14 protein-coding genes are annotated in these 14866 nt (G+C 63.6%); 6 read left to right on the forward strand and 8 right to left on the reverse strand.

All coding sequences use genetic code 11. From position 1 onward, the window contains the following. Positions 1 to 72 precede the first annotated feature (72 nt). The 3 genes from FEZ63_RS15640 to FEZ63_RS15650 are packed head-to-tail and all read right to left on the reverse strand — an operon-like array spanning position 73 to position 3156. Positions 73 to 966 (reverse strand): carbohydrate ABC transporter permease, encoded by an 894-nt coding sequence (locus tag FEZ63_RS15640; RefSeq protein ID WP_150946109.1) that lies wholly within the window; start codon positions 964 to 966, stop codon positions 73 to 75. After that, positions 963 to 2063, reverse strand: a complete 1101-nt coding sequence (locus FEZ63_RS15645) for an ABC transporter ATP-binding protein (RefSeq protein WP_150946111.1) — start codon at positions 2061 to 2063, stop codon at positions 963 to 965. Before FEZ63_RS15645 ends, FEZ63_RS15640 begins: the two co-directional genes overlap by 4 nt. Positions 2064 to 2070: 7 nt before the next feature. Continuing rightward, positions 2071 to 3156, reverse strand: a complete 1086-nt coding sequence (locus tag FEZ63_RS15650; RefSeq protein WP_150946113.1) for an ABC transporter ATP-binding protein — start codon at positions 3154 to 3156, stop codon at positions 2071 to 2073. Between the two features lie 321 nt (positions 3157 to 3477). Between FEZ63_RS15650 and FEZ63_RS15655 the strand changes: the two genes are divergently transcribed. The 3 genes from FEZ63_RS15655 to FEZ63_RS15665 all read left to right on the forward strand — a co-directional run bounded on the left by FEZ63_RS15655 (position 3478) and on the right by FEZ63_RS15665 (position 5966). Continuing rightward, positions 3478 to 4605: an anhydro-N-acetylmuramic acid kinase gene (locus FEZ63_RS15655; RefSeq protein ID WP_150946115.1), complete on the forward strand. Its 1128-nt coding sequence runs from the start codon at positions 3478 to 3480 to the stop codon at positions 4603 to 4605. A 71-nt stretch (positions 4606 to 4676) separates the two neighbouring features. Then, positions 4677 to 5330, forward strand: a complete 654-nt coding sequence (locus tag FEZ63_RS15660; protein ID WP_150946188.1) for a glutathione S-transferase family protein — start codon at positions 4677 to 4679, stop codon at positions 5328 to 5330. A gap of 378 nt (positions 5331 to 5708) precedes the next feature. Then, positions 5709 to 5966 (forward strand): hypothetical protein, encoded by a 258-nt coding sequence (locus tag FEZ63_RS15665; protein WP_150946117.1) that lies wholly within the window; start codon positions 5709 to 5711, stop codon positions 5964 to 5966. Positions 5967 to 6042: 76 nt separating this feature from the next. On the opposite strand, the gene FEZ63_RS15670 is transcribed toward FEZ63_RS15665, so the two are convergent. Then, a complete protein-coding gene (locus FEZ63_RS15670; RefSeq protein WP_150946119.1) occupies positions 6043 to 6294 on the reverse strand; it encodes a hypothetical protein in 252 nt (83 codons plus the stop codon). Positions 6295 to 6580: 286 nt separating this feature from the next. Here FEZ63_RS15670 and FEZ63_RS15675 point away from each other — a divergent pair, with 286 nt between their 5' ends. Further along, a complete protein-coding gene (locus FEZ63_RS15675) occupies positions 6581 to 8182 on the forward strand; it encodes a phospholipase D-like domain-containing protein (RefSeq protein WP_338042222.1) in 1602 nt (533 codons plus the stop codon). A gap of 3 nt (positions 8183 to 8185) precedes the next feature. Here the strand turns inward: FEZ63_RS15675 and FEZ63_RS15680 are convergent, their stop codons facing one another. Beyond that, positions 8186 to 9223: a putative bifunctional lysylphosphatidylglycerol flippase/synthetase gene (locus tag FEZ63_RS15680; RefSeq protein ID WP_150946121.1), complete on the reverse strand. Its 1038-nt coding sequence runs from the start codon at positions 9221 to 9223 to the stop codon at positions 8186 to 8188. Positions 9224 to 9289: 66 nt separating this feature from the next. Continuing rightward, a complete protein-coding gene (locus tag FEZ63_RS15685) occupies positions 9290 to 10084 on the reverse strand; it encodes an endonuclease/exonuclease/phosphatase family protein (RefSeq protein ID WP_150946123.1) in 795 nt (264 codons plus the stop codon). A gap of 253 nt (positions 10085 to 10337) precedes the next feature. On the opposite strand from FEZ63_RS15685, the gene FEZ63_RS15690 reads away from it, so the two are divergent. Next, a complete protein-coding gene (locus FEZ63_RS15690; protein WP_150946125.1) occupies positions 10338 to 10748 on the forward strand; it encodes a PRC-barrel domain-containing protein in 411 nt (136 codons plus the stop codon). Positions 10749 to 11019: 271 nt separating this feature from the next. Here the strand turns inward: FEZ63_RS15690 and FEZ63_RS15700 are convergent, their stop codons facing one another. Together FEZ63_RS15700 and FEZ63_RS15705 are read right to left on the reverse strand one after the other, a co-directional pair. Continuing rightward, a complete protein-coding gene (locus tag FEZ63_RS15700) occupies positions 11020 to 12444 on the reverse strand; it encodes a Do family serine endopeptidase (RefSeq protein ID WP_150946128.1) in 1425 nt (474 codons plus the stop codon). Positions 12445 to 12636: 192 nt separating this feature from the next. After that, positions 12637 to 14016, reverse strand: coding sequence for a PQQ-dependent sugar dehydrogenase (locus FEZ63_RS15705; protein ID WP_150946130.1), 1380 nt, complete (start codon positions 14014 to 14016; stop codon positions 12637 to 12639). A gap of 441 nt (positions 14017 to 14457) precedes the next feature. Here FEZ63_RS15705 and FEZ63_RS15710 point away from each other — a divergent pair, with 441 nt between their 5' ends. Then, positions 14458 to 14826: an SPW repeat protein gene (locus FEZ63_RS15710; protein ID WP_150946132.1), complete on the forward strand. Its 369-nt coding sequence runs from the start codon at positions 14458 to 14460 to the stop codon at positions 14824 to 14826. Positions 14827 to 14866 lie beyond the last annotated feature (40 nt).

Raw genomic sequence — 14866 nt, forward strand, 5'->3', positions numbered from 1 at the left:
CCGTCAGCGCGCGGTTGACCTTCGCCTGCGAGGGTGCGGCGGTTTGCGAGCCCCTGAGGATGACGACGTCGCTCATGCCTCCACCCTCTCGCGATCGGCATCGGCGTTGGTCATGACCGTGTAGAAGATCCAGCACACCACCAGGATGATGAGGTTGTAGACGATCGACATGGCGGCGGCCTTGCCGAGATCGAACTGTCCGAGCGCCAGCTTCACCAGGTCGATGGACACGAAAGTCGTAGCGTTGCCGGGCCCTCCCCCGGTCAGCACGAACGGTTCGGTATAGATCATGAACGAATCCATGAACCGCAGGAGAACGGCGATCAGCAGGACCCGCCGCATCTTCGGCAACTGGATGGTGCGGAAAACCGCCCAGCGCGAGGCGCCGTCGATGCGGGCCGCCTGATAGTAAGCGTCGGGGATGGACTTCAGGCCCGCATAGCAGAGCAAAGCCACAAGACTTGTCCAGTGCCAGACATCCATGACGATGATGGTGATCCAGGCATCCAGCGTGTGGCCGGTATAGTTGAAGTCGATGCCCAGACGATTGACCGTCCAGCCGAGCAACCCGATATCGCCGCGGGCGAAAATCTGCCAGATGGTGCCGACGACGTTCCAGGGGATCAGCAGCGGCAGCGCCATCAGGACGAGGCACGCGGCCACCTTCCAGCCTTCGCGCGGCATGGCGAGGGCAACGGCGATGCCGAGCGGCACTTCGATGGCGAGGATGATCGCCGAAAACAGCAGGTTGCGCCACAGCGCGTCGAAAAACCGGCCGCCGAGTTCCTTTGAGGGATCGAGCAGATCCTGAAACCAGCCGACTCCGTTCCAGAAGAACTGGTTGTTGCCGAACGTGTCCTGCACCGAATAATTCACCACCGTCATGATCGGCAGGATCGCCGAGAACGCCACGATGGCGAAGACCGGCAGGACGAGAAACCACGCCCGGTTGTTGACGACCTTCATGACGCGGGCCTCCGCACAGGCTCGCCGGCCATGAGATGTCCGTCCGCGTAAATATGGACATGCCGGGTGTCGAAGAAGAGCGCGGCTTCGTCCCCGGTGACCGACACGTTGTCGGGCACGCTCGCCGACATGGCGCGCCCGGCCATCTCGACCCGCGCGATGCGCGCCCGGCCGATATCGTCGATGCGCCGCACCCGCGCGGGAAAGCCGAAGCCCTTCGGCTGCAACTGCACGAATTCGGGCCGGATGCCGAGTTCGATCCGCTGCCCCTGCCGTAAAGCCGGATAGGCGCGCAGCAATTTGATCGCCTCGTTGTCGAGATAGGCCGTCGCGCCGTCGACGCGGCAGGGCAGGACATTCATGCCGGGCGAACCGATGAAATGGCCGACGAAGGTGTGGGCCGGGCGCTCGAACAATTCCTCGGGCGTCCCGGTCTGCACCACCGCGCCGTCGTGCATGACCACCACCTTGTCGGCGAATGTCAGCGCCTCGGTCTGGTCGTGCGTCACATAGATCATGGTGATGTCGAGAAGCCGATGGATCTCCTTGAGGGTCGAGCGGAGCTGCCACTTGAGGTGCGGGTCGATGACGGTGAGGGGTTCGTCGAACAGGATTGCGGCGACGTCGGACCGGACGAGGCCGCGCCCGAGCGAGATCTTCTGCTTCATGTCCGCCGTGAGGTTGCGCGCCTTGCGGTCGAGAACGCGCGTGAGGTCGAGCAGGCGCGCGATTTCCTCGGCGCGGGCAGCGGTCCTGTCGGCCGGCACGTGCCGGTTCTTCAGCGGGAAGGCTAGGTTTTCGCGCACCGTCATGGTGTCGTAGACGACCGGGAACTGGAACACCTGCGCGATGTTGCGGGCCTCCGTCGGCAGGTCGGTCACGTCCCGATCATCGAACAGGATGCGCCCGCGGCTCGGCCGCACCAGACCCGAAATGATGTTGAGAAGCGTAGTCTTGCCGCAGCCCGACGGCCCGAGCAGCGCATAGGCGCCGCCCTGCTCCCACACGTGATCGATCTCCTTCAGCGCATAATCCTGCGGTCCCTTCGGAGCCGGTCCGTAGGCATGAGCGAGGTGATCGAGGGTGATGCGCGCCATGGAGCCCTCAAGCAGCTTCCGCAAAATCGGCCGCCACGAGGCGGCCGTTCTGGTCAAACAGAAAAACGTCGCGCGCATCGAGATAGAGCGTCACGGAGGCGCCCGGCTCGAGCCGCTTCACCCCCGGCACCAGCGCGACAAAGCGGCGCTCGGCGGAATCCACATGGAGGTAGGTCTCCGAGCCGGTGATCTCGGAGACCGAGACGATGCCGGAAATGGCGAGAATGTCGCTGCCGTCAGCCTCGAGACCGAGATGGTGGGCGCGAAAGCCCACCCGGTATTCCCCATCCGGCACCATGGCAAACGCGCCGCCGGCAGGAGCCTCGCCGCCGGTGCTCAGGCTTACGGTCTCGCCGGATTTCCGGGCCGCGAGCACGTTCAATGGCGGATCGGAAAAAACCTGTGCGGTGACGAGATCATGCGGCTGCCGATAGACCCGCGGCGTCGGGCCGAACTGCGTCAGACACCCTTGCGAGAGCGTCGCGGTATTGCCGCCCAGAAGAAGCGCCTCCGTCGGCTCGGTCGTCGCATAGACGAAGATGCCTCCGGAGGCCGCGAAGACGCGCGGCAGTTCCTCGCGAAGCTCCTCCCGCAATTTGTAATCGAGATTTGCCAGCGGCTCATCGAGCAGCACCAGATCGGCGCGCTTGACCAGGGCCCGCGCGATTGCCGTTCGCTGCTGCTGACCGCCGGAGAGGTTGAGCGGCTTGCGGTCGAGATAAGGCTCAAGCTGCAGGAGGCGCGCCGCTTCCCGCACCCGCATCTCGATTTCCGATGCCGCAAGCTTCGCGACGCGGAGGGGCGACGCGATGTTCTCGTAGACGCTGAGCGACGGGTAGTTGATGAATTGCTGGTAGACCATCGCGACGCTGCGGCGTTGAACCGGCCATCCCGTCACGTCTTTTCCGTCAACGATCACGCGGCCGGAACTTGGCGCGTCGAGTCCCGCCATCAGGCGCATGAGCGAGGTTTTTCCGGCCAGGGTCGGGCCCAGCAGCACGTTGAGGGAGCCGCGTTCGAGGGACAGGGAAACGTCGCTGATCCAGGTTTCGGCGCCGACTTTCTTGCTGACATTGTCGAGAACCAGCGTCACGGCATCCGCCCTCCCGATGGCAATGGGCGCAACCCGTCAGAACGCTCAGAAATGATTGTGAGCGGGCGGTTATCGGCCGGTCCTGGTCGTGCTCTGCGGATCGCGGTTTCCACCGGTTCCCTCCCTGCAGGCCTTCGACTTCTTGTTCAGCGCGTCAAAACTACCACGTGAGCAAGGCTAAGCTGACACGATAAAGAGCACAAGATGGGGTGGGGGCCGCCACCTGTTCGGCGTGCCGGCGATCGCACCAACCGACGCCCCCCTGTTCTCTTGCTGATTTTCCTCTATGCGTTGGGAAAGACGATGAAACGGAGACATGGGATGAATCCAATCTGGGCGCTCGGCCTCATGACCGGCACGGTTCTCGACGGCAACATCGATATCGCGCTGATCCGGACCGACGGTGAAGACATTCAAGAGTTCGGCGCCTGGACGCTGGCACCCTACCCGCCTGAACTCGGGCCTGTTCTGCGAAACGCCATGGAAAGCGCCGGCAAATGGGCGTTCGAGGGCCCGGAGCCGGCGATTTTCGCCGAGGCTGAGGACGCGCTGACACGTGCGCAATCCGCCGCGGTCAAGGATTTTCTGGCCGAGCATGGCCTGACCCCTGGCGATATCGGGGTGATCGGATTTCATGGCCAGACGATGCTCCACCGGGCGCCGACGACTGAACGGATCGGACAGACGCGGCAACTCGGAAACGGCAGCCTGATGGCGAGCCTCGTCGGCACCACGGTGGCGTATGATTTCCGCAGCGCCGACGTGAATGCCGGCGGTCAGGGAGCGCCCCTCGCCGCAAGCTATCACGTCGCCCTGCTGCGCCGTCTCGGTGCGAAAGCGAATTCGGCGGTTCTCAACCTCGGTGGAGTCAGCAACATCACCTGGTGGAACGGCGACACCATGGTGGCGTTCGATACCGGCCCGGCCAACGCACCGTTGAACGACTGGATGCGCCGGCATGGCCTCGGCGATATGGATCGTGACGGCACCCTGGGCGCGAAGGGCAAGGTCGACGAGGCGCGGCTTCAGCGCCTGCTCGCCCATCCCTACCTGTCTGCGCCCTACCCCAAATCCCTCGACCGCAACGATTTCACCGCCGCCATGGCGGATGGGTTAAGTGTCGAGGATGGCGCCGCAACCCTGACCGCCTTCACGGCCGGCGCGGTCGGCAAGGCCCTCGACATCCTGCCCGAACGCCCGGCGGAACTCATCGTCTGCGGCGGCGGTCGACGGAATCCGACGCTGGTGGCGGCCATTCGCGAACGCGCCCGAGTCGAACCGGTGCTCGCCGAGGCGGTCGGATGGCGCGGCGACGCGGTGGAGGCGGAATGCTTCGCGTTTCTTGCCGTCCGCACCCTTCGTGGCCTCCCGATCAGCTTCCCGCTGACAACCGGCGTCAAACAGCCGATGACCGGCGGCCGCTTGGCGCGTTTCGCCGCTGCCGCCTGAGGAAAAGCCGTCATTCCGCGCCCGGAGTGTGACGGAAATCCAGCGAAACCAGTTTGAAGGAGCCCATGCGCATGTCTCTTGAACTCTATCTCCATCCGCTTGCCTCGTTCTGCCAGAAGGTCCTGATCGCTTTTTATGAAAACGAGACGCCGTTCGAGCCGCATCTGGTCGACCTCGGAGACGAGGCCTCGCGCGCGGCATTCACGAAGGTCTGGCCGATCGCAAAATTCCCGGTGCTGCGCGACCACGCGCGGAACCGCACAATCCCGGAATCGAGCATCATCATCGAATATCTGGCGCGGCATTATCCGGGCCAGACAAGATTCCTGCCCGAGGATGCGGATCGCGCGATGGAAACCCGTCTGTGGGACCGCTTCTATGACCTCTACGTGAGCGAACCGATGCAGAAGGTGGTGACCGACAGGTTGCGGCCAGTGGGACATAACGATGCCCATGGCGTTCAATCCGCAAAGGCAATGCTGAAGACCGCCTACGGCATGATCGACGACGAAATGGCTGCGAAGACCTGGGCCATGGGCGACGCCTTCACCATGGCGGATTGCGCCGCAGCTCCGGCCTTGTTCTACGCCGACAAGGTGATGCCTGTCGGCGATGCGCATAAGAATGTCGCGCGCTATCTCGATCGCCTGCTGGCGCGCCCCTCCTTTGCAAGGGTCGTCGCGGAGGCGCAGCCTTACTTCGCGCTTTTCCCGGAAGAGAAATGAGCCGGGGCGCGGCATCAGGGGCTAATGGGTGTAGTTCCAGATTCCGATGGCGAAGAAAACGACCTGGGTCAGGTAGATGATCTTGAGAAGTCGGCTCTCGGATTTATCGTCGGTCTCGGGCATCGCAATCGTCCTTGGAGGCAATGCGTTGGATCTAGACCCGCGAAGCTGAAGGACTCCTTACCCGAGGGTTCGACAGGAATATATGCTGTGGGTTCCTGTGCATGAACTGTGGCTGAATTGTGCGACGAAGGTCCGATCCGTCGCCCGATGCAGCCGGCCACGTTTTCACCTATGATGGCGTCTAGACGTTTCGTGAGCGCAGACGCTCCTCCTTGGCAGAAACCCTGCCCTTCTTCTCGGATCGGAATACGCTTGATGCTTGCGATATGGATGAAGCTCGCGACGGACCTGTCGCTGCTGGCGATGGAATCCCATGCCGTCGTCGTGACCCGCATGACAATGCTGGCAACCGGACGCGGCAGCGCTGCCGAAAATACCCGCATGATCTCCGAAAAGGTCCTCGCCGCCACCGAGGCGGCCATCACCATGGCGAGCGGCGGATCCCCCGCCAAGGTCGTCAGCGGCTATCGCAAGCATGTCAGGGCGAATGCCAGGCGCCTGAACCGCGGCTAGCCACCACCGAGGGCCATCTCTTGCCGCTCCTTCCAGAGACCGAACCGCCCCGTTGTGGGCGTGTCCTGCCTGTTCACTACCCCTGAAGCAGCTCCTCGAAATCGTCAGGCACCTCTCCGAACTTCGCGAGCACACGCGCGCTGCTCAGTTCCCCGGTCTCGTCGTCGGCAATGATCTCAAGTGCCGCCGCCCCGCTCTTGCTCTGGGAAATCGTCTCGGCGGACCGAACCGCCGTCAGCTCGGACTTCGCCACCGTTTTGATGGTCGGGACGAGCCGTTTCCGGTGAATCTCGAAAGTCTGAACCACGTAGTTTGTTCGCAATGTCATGGCCGAATCCTTGGGTTGGAGCCTGTATAGGCCAAGCGCCAGGATTAGCATCAGCGATTGCGATGGACCGACCGCCACGCGCCGTTACGCCTACTCTTCAACGAAATGTGGAGGCTTCTGATTTTACTTGGAATCCGAGCGCTTGTGCCTGGCGAGATGGGCGGCGCCCGAGGGCAAGGATGGAACTACCTGCTGAACTGACACGTTGGGACGCCGCTTCACCTGATCTTGGAACCTCGGCCATTTCAGGGAGTTGGGACCAAGCCTGCGAGGATGTTATTTCAGCGTGCGTGATCCGGAACAGAATTGCGAGCGGGCCGTGCCATCGACCGGGCTGCAGGAGAGAGCGACGCGGGAGCGGCGAATCCTGGATCCAGGCCGCAATTGCTGGCGCGTGGCGAACAGCAAGCGGGCATCCGTCCTGATCGATGGCGCATCCTACTTCGCCCGGCTTGAGGCGGCCCTCCGCCAGTCCCGAAGATCCGTCCTGATACTTGGCTGGGATTTCGACGGCAGCATCCGGCTGCGTCCCGATGTCGACGCCGACAGGTCACCCCCGCTCGGCTCTTTCCTGCGGTCGCTTGTCGAGGAGCGCCCCGAACTCGAAATCCGCATCCTGGTTTGGAGCATCGCGGTCGTTCATGCGCCGGGATCGCCGATCCCGCTCCTCTTTGGCGCCGACTGGCAGAACCACCCGCGCCTCAGGCTGCGTCTCGACACGCATCACCCGATCTATGCAGCTCATCATCAGAAGATGGTATGCATCGATGACGCGCTCGCTTTCGTGGGCGGCATCGACCTGACCGTTCGGCGCTGGGACACGACCCGGCATGCGGTCGACGATCCCGCGCGCGTCGGCGCCGATTCCCAGTGTTACGGCCCGGTACACGACATTCAGATGGTCGTGGACGGCGAGGCTGCCCAATCCATTGCGAAACTGGCGCGCCGTCGCTGGCAGGCCGCAACCGGTGAACCCGCTCCGGTTTGCACGGATTTCGGAGCATCGTTGAGCAACGGAGAAAGCGCGCCTCCACGGGAGAATGATGCAAACCCTTCTCGTGACAGGAAGACCCGATTACAGCCGATCGAGGATCGTCTTCGGATCTGGCCGCCCGATCTGCCGCCCGACTTTACAAATACGCCTGTTGCGATCGCGCGCACTATGCCGGCTTGGGGCAACCAGCCCGCCATCTGCGAAGTCGGAGCGCTTACGGCCGATGCTCTCGCGTCCGCCCAACACGCCATCTACATCGAAGCGCAGTACATGACTGCACCGCTTTACGGCGAAATCCTAGCGGATCATCTGGCGAGGCCTGACGGACCGGAAATCGTCGTCCTGATGACGCACGCATCCCATGGACTAGCCGAGCGGCTCGTCATGGGCAGCAATCGCGACCGTCTCATCCGCTACCTGAGAAAGGCGGATTGCCATGGTCGGCTGCGGGTCTATTACCCCTGCGTACCGGATCCGGGCGGCGAACGCCGTCAGGTTCTTATCCACTCCAAGCTGATCATCGTTGACGATATATTTCTGCGGATCGGCTCGTCCAACCTCAACAATCGGTCGATCGGGCTCGACACGGAGTGTGACCTGGCAATCGAAGCGCGTGACGCCGAGGCCCGTCGCACCATCACAGGATTGCGCAACCGCCTCCTGGCCGAGCATCTCGACACAGAGCCGAAAACCGTCATGAGTGCCATTGAGCGCGAAGGATCCCTGATCCGGGCGGTCGACGCGTTGAATTGCAAGCCTCGCGGTTTGACGCCATTCGAGGCCATGACCAATGAAGGACCCTCCTGTCCCGCACTGGGCACGCGCCTGCTCGATCCGATCAGGCCGTTCGAGCCGCTCTGGTTTCTGCGCCGCAAACGTCGTCGCGACACGTAGAAATCAGGTCGGGGGACCGCCCTCTCCTCCACCTGTGCCACTGTTGGCGCGCCTCTGCCGGAACACGACTTCGCTCGCGGCAAGGGAGATGCCCCCGAGCCCCAGGGGCACAAGAAAATAAACGAACCTGAACACCACGAGCGCGCCGATCAGGTCGGCTTGCGGCAACAGGTACGTGACGACGCTCTCGATGACGCCGAGGCCTCCCGGGACATGGCTGACGAGCGCAGTCACGTTCGCGATGACATAGACCGACGCCACGCCGATATAGGCGACATCCGTCACGGCCGACAGCGCCTGATGGAGACATGCCGCAACAAACGCGAAATTGAGCGAACCGATTGCAATCTGTCCAACCGCGAGCCGGAAGGATGGCGCTTCGAAGAACACCCAGCGCCGGAACCTGAACGGCCGCCGGATCATGGCGGTGAATGCCAGGTATCCTGCGACCGCGACGAGGCAGGACGCGCCCACCGCGATGACGATCGAGCGTGGCAATCCGGTGATTTCCTGCGCGAGACCCGATCGAAGCAGCAGAGCCGTACCGCCCAATGTCGCGAGACCCAGCCCGACGGTGATCCCGCAGAACACGATCACTTTGGCCACCTCCCCGGCACGCAGGCCCCATCGCGAATAAAAGCGGTACCGCACGGCGCCGCTGCTCAGAAATGCCAGGCCGATGCTGTGCCCGAGCGAAAGGCTCGTGAACGAGGCAAGCGCCGCCTTGGGATAAGCAAGCGGCCGGCCCACATACTGCAAGGCGAGATAATCGAAGCCGGTGAGGCACAGATAGCTCGCGGCGGCGAATACGCCGGCCAGCATCAGCCGGGACGTCGAGATCATCGCGACGGACGCGATGATCTCGTCAAGGCTGTAGCGGCTGAGGGTGCGGTAGAGCAGGAAGCCGGCAAGCGACAGAACGGCCAGGACGAGGAGCGGCGCCCACCGGCGGGAGAGCCTTGTCTTCCCGCGTTCGGGCTTGTCGCCTGGACGTTGCTCCCTCGCTCCGACGTCAAGCGGTCCGCATCTCCGATCTGCCATTGATCCCTCTCAAGGCGTTGCATGACGAAAGATGGGCAACGCCCGCCGGCCCCGACTGTGTCCCTGTCAACGCACCGTTTCCGTCTGCTCAGCCGATAGACCGGGCGCGAGACGTCGTGCATGGGTCGCATTGATCGCGCGAAACTCGACGAGAAGCGGAAGGTGGTCTGACGCTTTGCGCGCGAGCGGGGTGCGAACGGTCTCCGCCCTGACAACCTCAATCGAGCGGCTGACAAACACATGGTCGATGCGGAAGATCGGCATCCTTCCGGGAAAGGTCGGATAGGGACGGCGAATCCGGGGGAAGGACTGCGCGTCGGCCAAGCGGCTTGAAAGGCGACCATAGGCGCGCGAGCCTGGCATGGCATTGAAGTCGCCGGCGAGGATGACCGGCTCCCGGCAGGCCGGATGGCCGAGCCATTCAGGTCCAAGCAGAGCCTCGACCTGGGCCAGCCGCTCGTGCCGGCGCAGGCCGAGATGGGTGTTGATCAGCTGCACCTCGGCGCCGCCGAGATTGACCGCGGTCCAGAGCGCGCCCCGTGGTTCGAGAGCGGGTCGTCCGGACAGTCCCGGAAGCGAGGCAGCCTTGATGAGGCGTGCGGGCCGATGGGTCAAAATGGCGTCGCCATATTCCTCTTCCAGGACACGCAGCGCCGGATGAAAATGCATGTGCATCCCAAGCGCCTGTGCGATCGCATGGGCCTGATCGACGCCGCCTGTCCGTACGCGATTAACGTCGAGTTCCTGGAGCGCCACCACATCCGGCTGGCAGGATGCGATCACCTCCGCAATCCGCTCCGGTGACAGGCGGCCATCCGTTCCGAGGCAGCGGTGTACGTTGTAGGTCAGAATTCGCGGCATGCCTCCACCCTACCTGTTCGCGAGCAAACTGATCCACCCGGCCTCAGGTGAGATCGGAACGAATCGGAGCGACGTTTCATGAGCGGCAGACCGGGTCCCCAGCGCCCAAGCTGCCAGCCTGAGCCAAGACCGGGCCGAACGCCATGGCAAGATAGGAGAAGGCCTGGACCCTGCGCTGAAGCCTCGGCGCTCGGAACCCTCACTTTTCCTGCGCATTCTACGTCCTTCTCAGGCTTCATCAGGAGAATGCCCCATGCGTGGATTGCCGCTCGCCCTCATCGTCACGGCAGCGCTCACGGGCTTTGCTAACGCCCAGACAACGCCACCCGCCGCGCAACCGACGAGTCCGGCAGGGACTTCGGTTCAGATTCCGCAAGATGCGATCATGAGCGATCAGCTGGATGATTTGGACGTCCGCAACGCCGCCAACGAGAAAATTGGCGAGATCGAGGACGCCGTCATCAGCCAGGGCCGGATCGTCGGTTATGTGATCTCGGTCGGCGGTTTCCTGGGCGTGGGCGATCGCAACATCGTCGTTGATCCCTCCGCCGTGACGTTGTCCTACAACACCAACGACAAGAGGTGGGCCGCCGTGATGGCTGCAACGAAGGAACAGCTCCAGGCGATTCCCGAATTCAAATACGAGGACAGGTGGAAAGACTGAGTTTCAGCCGAGTGAAGCAGGCTGGGTTCGTCAGGCCAATCCTCGCAACGAGGCAAAAATCAATGAGCGATCCTCAGATCCCCAATCCCGAAGGTCCCCCGCCGCAGCCGCCTTCGCCGCCTGAAGCGCCGCCGCGCGAGCCCCCCGGTGTTCCCTCGCCTGTTCCCGAAGAGGTCCCGACTCCTACCGAACCGGCCGGGGTGCCTCCGGGGAGGCCGCCCGAAATTCCTGTCGTGCCGCGCCCGATGTAGCCCCGCACCACGCTTATTCGTTAAGCTGCGACCGCCACAAACAGATATTGGCCGTCCCGGCGCACGCGCAGAAGGATGGGTTTCTTGTTCCTCTGCGCCTGCGTCCAGGCATCCGCCACCTCGGAAGGCGCACCCACCGGCTGCTGGTTGGCAGAGACGATCACGTCCCCGTCCCGCAAACCGCTCTCCGCTGCCGGACTGTTGGGCTCAACCCGTTGGACCAGAACGCCGGAAACGCCGGGCTCAAGGCCCAGCTGGCCGCGGGCAGCCTCCGGAATGGGACTCAGCGCCAGGCCAAGCCGCTTGCCTCCGTCCGGTCCGTCTCGGCGCGCGGGAGACATGCTCTGATCCTGCTCGCGTTGCGCGATAACGATGTTCATGTCCTGCGCCTTGCCGTCGCGGACCACAGCCATCGCCACCGGAGCCCCCGGCTTCGCGGCGGCGACGGCGCGCGACAGGCGACGTCCGCTTGTCACCGCTTGCCCGTTGAAGTGGGTGATGACATCGCCGGTCCTGATGCCTGCCTTTTCGGCCGGGCTGCCGGGCTCGACTGCGGCGACAAGGACCCCCTCCTCATCGTCGGTCCGGCCGAGTGCCTGGGCAAGCGCCGACGTCATGTCCTGTAGGCGCACACCCATATAGCCCCGTTCGACACGACCCGTCCGGATCAGTTGGTCGGCAACGGATCGCGCAGTCTGGGACGGAATCGCGAAGCCGATTCCGATGTTGACGCCGGATGGCGAAAAAATCGCCGTGTTGACGCCGATCACTTCCCCGGCGGCATTGAACAGCGGCCCGCCCGAATTGCCGCGATTGATCGAGGCATCGGTTTGTATGTAGTCGTCATAAGGACCGGAGTGGATATCGCGGGAGCGTGCCGAGACGACCCCGACGGTGACCGTGCCGCCGAGGCCAAAGGGGCTTCCGATGGCGATCGCCCAAGACCCCGGCTCCGCAGCGTCTGAATCGCCCCAGGTCACCGTCGTCATGTTGGATTGCGGGTCGATTTTCAAAACGGCGATGTCTGTCGCCGGGTCACGGCCAACGAGTTTCGCCGGAACCGATTTCCGGTCGCCGAACACCACTTGGATCTCAGCCGCGTCTTCGACCAAATGGTTGTTGGTGACGATGTGGCCGCTTGAATCGATCACGAAACCCGAACCAAGCGCCTGCCGCGGCGACTGGCGCGGCATCGCAGGCTCATCATAGTAGCGCCGGAAGAACTCGCGGAACGGCAGGTCGTCCGGGATGGCAGGTGTCCGGTCCTGCTCCTCGACGCGCTGTTTGGTCGTAATGGCAACGACCGCAGGCGCCTTCTGCTGCACGACCGCCGTGAAATCGACCGGGACTTGCTGGGACAATGCAGGTACCGGCGCCGCCAGGAAAGCGACGAGCGCCCCGGCGAGCATCCGACATCGCAGATCCGTAACCGACGCCTGACGCATGGCCCCCTCCTTCGAACGAAAATGCCTGGCGACCTAGCTGGAACGCCCCGTCAATGCTGGAAGCCGACACGGGTTCCGGCGGCGAGTTCGTGGTGATGCGCTCGGCCGGAATCCGTGGCGCATCGAAGCGACCGACCCGTTCCGTCGAGCCCTGATCCGACCGAGGCACTCCGCAGCGCGCCGTTCGCGCTTTCATTTCCGCGGTTGAACTGACCCGGTCGCCGCGTCGCTGCTGGCTGCTCCCGCATGGGAGACCTTCCAGATCGTGCCGCCGGTGTCGTCCGCGACAAGCAGAGATCCATCCTTCGCGATCGCGACCGCGGCAGGACGGCCCCAGACCTCGGCCCGCTCCCGACCCGAAAGCCAGAAGCCGGTCATGAAGTTTTCGTACCAGCCTTCTGGGCGGCCATCCTTGAAGGGTACGCGCACGACCTTGTAGCCGGTCGGATCGGCGCGGTTCCAGGACCCCTTGAGAACCACGAACGCATCGCCGCGATAATCGTCCGGAAACTGCTCCTTGTCATAGAACACCAGATCCAGCGCCGAGGAATGCGCCTCGAACAGGAGGTCGGGGGTTACCGTCGCCTTCACTTTTTCGGGTGCGCGCTCGGCAAAACCCGGCTGCGGGTTCTGACCGATATACGCATAGGGCCAGCCGTAGAAGGCGCCCTTCTCGACCCGTGTCAGATAATCGGGGACGAGCCCGTCGCCCAAGCCGTCGCGCTCCTGGACCACCGCATAGAGATCGCCGGTATCGGGATGGAAGGCGAGACCGGTCGGGTTGCGCAGGCCGCCCGCAACAAGGGACTGGTTCTTGCCGTCGGCATCGAAGCGCTGGATGGAGGCCTTGACCTCGGGCTCGACGCCGATATTGCCCGCCGAACCCACGCCGACGAACAGCGCCCCCGTCTTCGGATCGATATCGAGGTCGCGGTTCGCGTGACCCTCAATGAGGCCGAACACACCCTTCGCCGTGATGAGTTCCTGGCCGAAGGCACGGGGGTCGGGCTTGCGCTGTTCCGGCGGCACCTGTGCGATCGGCTTCTGCTCGCCATGGCCGGCGCGCACACCACCGAGCTTGTGCGGGACTTTCCAGATCCCGTCCTGATCCGCGACCAAAATATGGTCATCGCGCCAGGCAAGACCGTAGGGCCCATTGAAACCCTCTGCATGGCGCTGCACCCATTCGGCGCGGCCATCGCCGTCCTCGTCGCGCAGGAACGTGAGGTAGCCGGGCTTCTGCTCGGCAACGATCACGTCGCCGTTGGGAAGCACGAGAAGCCTGCGCGGATTTTCGAGACCGATGACCAGCGGCGTCGCGGTAAAGCCGTCTGGCACCCGCGGCGACTGTCCCTGATACGGCAGGATCAACGGAGCATTGCTAACGGCTGGGCTCGCATGAGGCGCCGGCAATTCCGCCGGCTTGACCTGAAAGCGCCGGCCCAATTCCTGATCGGCGAGCGGGCCTGTCGACGCCGCCGGGCTGGTCGGCTGCGCGAGAGCCGGCGAGAGCGCGACGGACAATGCGATGGCGGCAGTTCCAGCCGACAAAATCCGAGACCGCGTGGACATCAGGGCCTCCTTGGTGAAAGCGGGACCACCGGATTCCGAGCATTGCTTCTCAGTGAGAAAGCTCTTGCGCGGCGGGCGCTCCCTATTGTTCCTCCACAGGGGAACGATCCGTTGATCATCGGGTTGCATGCCGCTGTTCCGTCCGGAGTCGGTTGGCGTTCACACCGCAGATTAAGGCATGACATGGCATGAACGCTTGCCGCCCATGCCCTCGAGATCCCGGGCATGCGGTCGCTCTTGACAAGCCGAAATGCTGTACCAATTTTATTAAATACCGGCTGTTTTCAAGAGGTTGTCCGGCTTGGCGTCGGCAGTTGTTCAGCGGCTTCCCTTATCCATCTGCTCGATGGAGATGTGGCAATGAGGACCCTCGATTTCTCGCTCCTAAATCGCCCGTCAACCGGCGTCGGCAGCTTTCGACGTAAGCAAAGGAGGTGAGTCATGTTGAATCTCAAAGGACGAACGGAATTCACCGCACTCAACACCATCAACCTGCTGCTCGCCGCGTTCTTGTTCGTCTCGCCCTGGCTGCTTGGCTTCCTGGAGGTGCAGAGCGCATCCTGGAACGCTTGGGCGTGCGGGCTTGCAATTGCGATCTTCGCTGGTGCCGCCCTGAACGAGTTGCGCGAATGGGAGGAATGGACCAACGCGGCGCTTGGACTCTGGGTTGCCATTGCACCTTGGGCGCTTGGCTTTGCGGGGTTGGCAGCCGCGATGTGGACGCACGTCGGCGTGGGGCTCGCAGTCGCTATCCTGGCGGCCATCGAGCTGTGGCTGTTGCACGACAATCCGCCGGCGCGGGCCGCGTAAGCTCCAGCATCCGAAGAGGGACCGGCGCCGTCGGGCGCCG

It is taken from the genome of Microvirga brassicacearum (assembly GCF_008757455.1).
Classification (GTDB): domain Bacteria; phylum Pseudomonadota; class Alphaproteobacteria; order Rhizobiales; family Beijerinckiaceae; genus Microvirga; species Microvirga brassicacearum.

Coding starts and splice junctions, on each gene's coding strand:
- FEZ63_RS15705 (WP_150946130.1), bottom strand. CDS start 14,016: ATGTCCACGCGGTCTCGGATTTTGTCGGCTGGAACTGCCGCCATCGCA.
- FEZ63_RS15645 (WP_150946111.1), bottom strand. CDS start 2,063: ATGGCGCGCATCACCCTCGATCACCTCGCTCATGCCTACGGACCGGCT.
- FEZ63_RS15710 (WP_150946132.1), top strand. CDS start 14,458: ATGTTGAATCTCAAAGGACGAACGGAATTCACCGCACTCAACACCATC.
- FEZ63_RS15660 (WP_150946188.1), top strand. CDS start 4,677: ATGTCTCTTGAACTCTATCTCCATCCGCTTGCCTCGTTCTGCCAGAAG.
- FEZ63_RS15640 (WP_150946109.1), bottom strand. CDS start 966: ATGAAGGTCGTCAACAACCGGGCGTGGTTTCTCGTCCTGCCGGTCTTC.
- FEZ63_RS15700 (WP_150946128.1), bottom strand. CDS start 12,444: ATGCGTCAGGCGTCGGTTACGGATCTGCGATGTCGGATGCTCGCCGGG.
- FEZ63_RS15670 (WP_150946119.1), bottom strand. CDS start 6,294: ATGACATTGCGAACAAACTACGTGGTTCAGACTTTCGAGATTCACCGG.
- FEZ63_RS15685 (WP_150946123.1), bottom strand. CDS start 10,084: ATGCCGCGAATTCTGACCTACAACGTACACCGCTGCCTCGGAACGGAT.
- FEZ63_RS15690 (WP_150946125.1), top strand. CDS start 10,338: ATGCGTGGATTGCCGCTCGCCCTCATCGTCACGGCAGCGCTCACGGGC.
- FEZ63_RS15665 (WP_150946117.1), top strand. CDS start 5,709: ATGCTTGCGATATGGATGAAGCTCGCGACGGACCTGTCGCTGCTGGCG.
- FEZ63_RS15655 (WP_150946115.1), top strand. CDS start 3,478: ATGAATCCAATCTGGGCGCTCGGCCTCATGACCGGCACGGTTCTCGAC.
- FEZ63_RS15680 (WP_150946121.1), bottom strand. CDS start 9,223: ATGGCAGATCGGAGATGCGGACCGCTTGACGTCGGAGCGAGGGAGCAA.